At 28.3% G+C, this 5111-nt stretch carries 6 protein-coding genes; 2 read left to right on the forward strand and 4 right to left on the reverse strand.

Annotated elements, in window-relative coordinates; genetic code table 11:
- Positions 1-213, forward strand: a 213-nt coding sequence (locus tag B5G32_RS14040) for a hypothetical protein (RefSeq protein ID WP_204209758.1), incomplete at its 5' end; no start/stop codon positions are given.
- A 193-nt stretch (positions 214-406) separates the two neighbouring features.
- Here B5G32_RS14040 and brxF read toward each other — a convergent pair.
- From brxF to B5G32_RS13165, 3 genes are all read right to left on the reverse strand, one after another.
- Positions 407-835 carry a BREX-3 system P-loop-containing protein BrxF gene (gene brxF, locus B5G32_RS13155; RefSeq protein WP_087936919.1) on the reverse strand — a complete coding sequence of 143 codons (429 nt, stop codon included), beginning with the start codon at positions 833-835 and terminating at the stop codon, positions 407-409.
- A 98-nt stretch (positions 836-933) separates the two neighbouring features.
- Positions 934-2346, reverse strand: a complete 1413-nt coding sequence (locus tag B5G32_RS13160) for an ROK family protein (RefSeq protein WP_087936920.1) — start codon at positions 2344-2346, stop codon at positions 934-936.
- 120 nt (positions 2347-2466) lie between these two features.
- A complete protein-coding gene (locus B5G32_RS13165; protein ID WP_087936921.1) occupies positions 2467-3282 on the reverse strand; it encodes a Cof-type HAD-IIB family hydrolase in 816 nt (271 codons plus the stop codon).
- Between the two features lie 107 nt (positions 3283-3389).
- On the opposite strand from B5G32_RS13165, the gene B5G32_RS14045 reads away from it, so the two are divergent.
- Entirely contained in the window at positions 3390-3884 is a 495-nt protein-coding gene (locus B5G32_RS14045; protein WP_204209760.1) for a hypothetical protein, read from the forward strand.
- A gap of 17 nt (positions 3885-3901) precedes the next feature.
- Here the strand turns inward: B5G32_RS14045 and B5G32_RS13175 are convergent, their stop codons facing one another.
- Positions 3902-4930, reverse strand: a complete 1029-nt coding sequence (locus tag B5G32_RS13175) for a MerR family transcriptional regulator (protein ID WP_158094033.1) — start codon at positions 4928-4930, stop codon at positions 3902-3904.
- Positions 4931-5111 lie beyond the last annotated feature (181 nt).

Raw genomic sequence — 5111 nt, forward strand, 5'->3', positions numbered from 1 at the left:
AAACTATTAAACATGAAAGATGGATTCAGGAGACTCATAAATAAAATAATAAGAAAAGCCTCAAAAAATAAAGAGCCTATTCGACCCAATAGACTCTTTGGAAGATGGAATGTCTATACTAAGAAACCAACAACACTCAAATATAGAGTTGATGGCAGGCGAAATCCCAAAGTTAGAAAAATGAAAAAGGGATATTTACGTATAAAACGCTAATCGGTAGTATAGACATCATTTTCTAAAAAAATTATAACTTAAAAACTTAAAAAAATCATTAAAAATGATCAGTATCTTTTTGTGTTTTTTTAGCACAGAAAGAAAAAAAGGGAGAATTTTGAATTTGATCAAATATTCTCTCTATTTTAATGTCATTAAATTGACGACATTGAGCAGTAAATTCTGCTTCTTTTTAGCATAAGATATATTTAAAATCGTTATTATCAGTTGAATAAATAAGATCTTCTGAAGTGTCATTACGAAAATGGAAGAGCTGTCCATCTTCAATTTTTCCATTCCATGTTGCAACAACAGTAATATCTTTTGATAATTCTTTAAGGAAAGCTAATAAATCAATTTGACTGTTTTTTGCATAAAGAATTTTTTTATTATCTAACAATAAAACTTTTTGGTGGTAAGTTGTTAAAAAGTTTTTCATCTCAGGAAGAAGTTTTTCACTTGGTGTATGATAGAAAATCTTATCAAGATCAAGAATAGGAATACCTGTTTCTTCACTATATTGACGAATGACTTTTGATTTTCCACTTCCAGGCTGTCCAATGATTAGTAAAAGTTTGTACTCTGCATGACTGATGTCTTCTATTTTTTTATTCAAATCCATTGCTATAATCTCCTTTTCTGTTTTTATTTGTTAAGAATATTATAGCATTTTCTGTAAGCGTTTTCTATGTATATCGTAAAAAAAGCTTTTTTTATCTTTTATTTATATTCTTGTAAACATAATATCAATTGACCAATTAAAATATATTCTTGAATATTTTCTATTTTGATGATACGTGGTAGATACTTTTTAGGTATATATTGACCAATCATCTTTTTTAACTCATCAACATCAGGAATAAGAGTGCAAGAAAGAATAATAGCTTCTGGTCCAATCACAGAAGATAAAGCTACAATTGTTTTAGATACAAGCTCTAAAGCGCCTTCAGGTGTCTTGGCAAGTGTTTGTGGTGGGGCAGAATAATTGAGTGGTAAGTATTGCACTTCTCCAGCAATATGCGCATGACCTTTAACAAGTTGTCCATTAACAATAATTCCTGCTCCTCCAAAATGATTATTTGGCTGAAATAAGAAAATCAGTGATGAAAATTGTTGTTGAGAAGCGTAATAACCGACTGCAGCAGTATTGACATCATTATCAATGACAATATGTTGATGGTAGCGCTCCTTGAGTAGCTGATACATGTTAAAATTATTTAATCCTATGATACTTGTAGAAGCGACAAAACCATTATTGATAATACCTGGTGTTGAAATGCCAATGATTTGAATACGTGGATATTGTAATAAGATTGTATCAATGACATCATAAATGTCTTCCATACTGATTTTAAATTTAATAATTTCATTGCTGCTGATAATATGATTTTGTTCATCATAGAGATGATAGGCAATGTGAACACGTAAACTGTTTCTAAATAGAGACAAAACAAGAATCTTTGTATTTTGATGTGGAATGACTTGTAATGGTTTGATAGTTGATTCAGTTTTAGAATTATGAGGTAACTTTTGATGTTCTAAGGCATGTCTGACAAGTTGTAAAGTTTTGGCGACATCATATTTGGCAAAAACTTGTGGAGGTACTTTTAAGACAATTTTATCTTTTAAGATTTCCTGTACTTTTGCATGCATGAATGAGATTTGTGGAGCTAATAAAATCACATCATATTCATTGCCTACATTAAATAAATCAGTATATCCAATCGCTCTGACCTCATAATGATAATCTAAAATTTGAGCTGCTTCATTGAGCTTAGAAGCAAAATAAGACGTTGTTAAACCACCACTACAACTTAATAATATTTTGATTTTTGGTTTATCAACCAATTGTAGAATATTATTCATCATTTCATTAAAAAGTTCAGTAGCATGTTTCATAGTTTTCATTTGAAAATGAAGATAAAACTCAATATTTTGAGTCATTGTATTGGTAACACTTAATTCAATAATATTTAAGGGATTAAAAATAACTTGACTGAAACTATAATTGGTTTTAATATCTATGGTATTTTCATTTTTATCATCAAGATAGATTTGACATTGACTTTGATCCTGAATTAAAATCCATTGCTTAAAAAGCATTGTGTGAATATCTCTTAAAAATTCATCCATAAAAAATCCCCCTTTATCTTTATTATAGAGGGAGAAATGGATAAAATCATATATTTTGCTAAAGTAGAAAATAATTTTTTAAAAAAAGTTCTATTTATCAATATTTTTGATAAAAAACTATCATAAATTGAAGAATGAATTGTTTTGTAAATAATAATCAATGACTTCTAAAACACCTTCATCATTAAATCCTGGTGCCACCCATTGAAAATCTTTTTTCATTTTTTCTTTTGCATTTGCCATCACATAGCCATATTTAACTGTTGATAACATCTCTCGATCATTGTCAGCATCACCAAAAGCCATAACTTCATCAGGCGAAATATGAAACTCTTTCATTAACAATTGAATTGCCATGCCTTTGCTGACAAAACGAGGAATAATATCAATACAGGCATGTCCGCTATCAACAATTCTAATATCTTGACTGGCAATTTGAGTCAAATCATGAATACGTTGAGTTGTATTTTGTTGAGGTAAGTAAAGCGCAAATTTCACAATAGGTTCTTTAATGAGTGAAAAGTTTTGAACTTTTTTCACATGAGGAAAATAGGGAAGAAACATTTGATAATAATGTTCAGGTAATGATTCTAATGTGTAAGATTGATTTTTTGTACATACCCAGCATAAAACATCAGGCATTGTTTGAAGTGTATCAATAATCAGTTGACTGTCCTGAGAGGATATATGTGCAAAATATAGCTCTTTACCTTCACTGATAATGTAACCTCCATTTTCAGCAATATAAGTTAATTCATTTTGAATATGAGAAAAACAGTTTTGAAGTTTCTTGTATGGATTACCACTTGCTACCACAAAGCGAATGCCTCTATCTTTTAATATTTGATAAATGTGATCAAAACGTTTTTGATTATAAGATGAATTTTCATCTAAAAACGTTCCATCCATATCTACCGCAATCATTTTTATAGCCATGAATTGATTCTCCTTATTTGATATATAAGCATTATAACATTAAAAATTAAGAAAATATTAATAAATAGACATGAAAAATATGGATAATAAAAAGAGGAGGGATTGATATGAAAACAGTTATCATAAAACCCCATCATTTTATGGATATTTTTAAATTATATGGTACAGGAATTGAAGAATTTGTTCCTGACCAAAAGATGGAACATGATTTTTATGCTATTGCTAATGCTATTATAAAAAATCCTTATTTGGTTTGCCAACTGACAATAGAAGGGGATGATATATGTAAACCATGTCATTATTATCAAAAACATCAATGTCAGGATACTCTTTTTCATATTCAAGGTATTTCAAAAAAAGGACAATATAATCAATTGTTAGATCAAAGAATTATAGAACTGTATCAGCTTTATAATACCCAATATCAAGTGTTGGAATTATGCCAGATATTTTATCGTCATCATGAACTTATAGCAAAGGTATGGAAAGAGGAAGATGATCAGCAAGTGGAGAAACGTCGTGACTTTTTCGTAAAAGGTGTAGAAAAATACTTTTTTAAATACAAAGATGATGTCATGACAAAATATTTTGAAGATATATAAAAGTCAAAAAGATGCAATCATGTGCATCTTTTTTCTAAATATTCATAAATAGATAGATTTTTTTGTAAAAAGAACCGTTTTAAATTCTGTTCATCAATAATTTTAACATGATGATAATCTAATATCTCATAAACAGATTTTCTATCCTGCGATGTTTCCTGATATAAGGAACTATTTATTTGAAAATGATTCCCATCTCGCATATGAAATTGATAGATAATATTATAATATGTCACAGGTCCAAAACCAATGCCACCAATCTTTTTTTCAACATGGATTTTAACATTGCAAATATCTTTGTATAAATAATGTCTGGCTATTTCATGGGTTGTGTTTTCTAATACTGCTTTTATACTCTTTGCCTTCATTTTATAGCTGTCAAATATATAGAAATCGACAATTCCAAATTCATAGTATTTTTCATGAAATAATATGAATATGAAAATAATTGTCAGGAGGATAACACTCAATAAATATAAACCCCAATGTATATGAGTCATTGTATGAGTATTGATAAAATATAAAAGAAAGCTCATAGTGATCAAAGTTGTAGAAATAAATATGAATATGATTTCTTTTAGAAATTGAAAAGGGGTTGTTTTTCTTCCTAATGTGACAACAGGGTAGGGCTTTATAAATTCAGATGCTTTATGAATAATTGATTTAATTTCATCATGTGAATGAGCAGGCTGATTTTGAAATTCTCCATCAATAATTGCATCTAACAAGGGAATGTTTTTTTGATTTAAATGAAAACATTTCTGTTGAACTTCTTCTAGATTTTCAATCTTTGCTTGTAAAAATTTTAAATGTTTATTTAGTATATTTTGAAATTGATCTGGATTTAGAAGAATTGTTTGAATCATTTCTAGAGGAATATCTAAATCTCTTAAAAAATGTATTTTTCTTAATATCTGGACATCTTCCTGTGTATAATTTCTATAACCATTTTCATCTCTTTTTGGCTTTAAAAAGCCTAATTTTTCATAATAGCGTATTGTTTGAGAATTGATTTGTAATAATTTTTCGACTTCTTTGATTTTCATATGCATATTGTCCTTTCGTCTTTAAGCGTCTATGATTATATTTGAAAAGAGTTATATATGATCCAATGTCGTCAATTTAAGAAGCTATAAGCCGATAGAAATCTATTAAGACATCTATCGACTTTTTAATTTTAAAATATAAAAGAATATTTTGGCTATATTGATAGAATTTTCAATGATT

It is taken from the genome of Massilimicrobiota sp. An80, from assembly GCF_002159255.1.
Taxonomy (GTDB): domain Bacteria; phylum Bacillota_I; class Bacilli_A; order Erysipelotrichales; family Coprobacillaceae; genus Allocoprobacillus; species Allocoprobacillus merdigallinarum.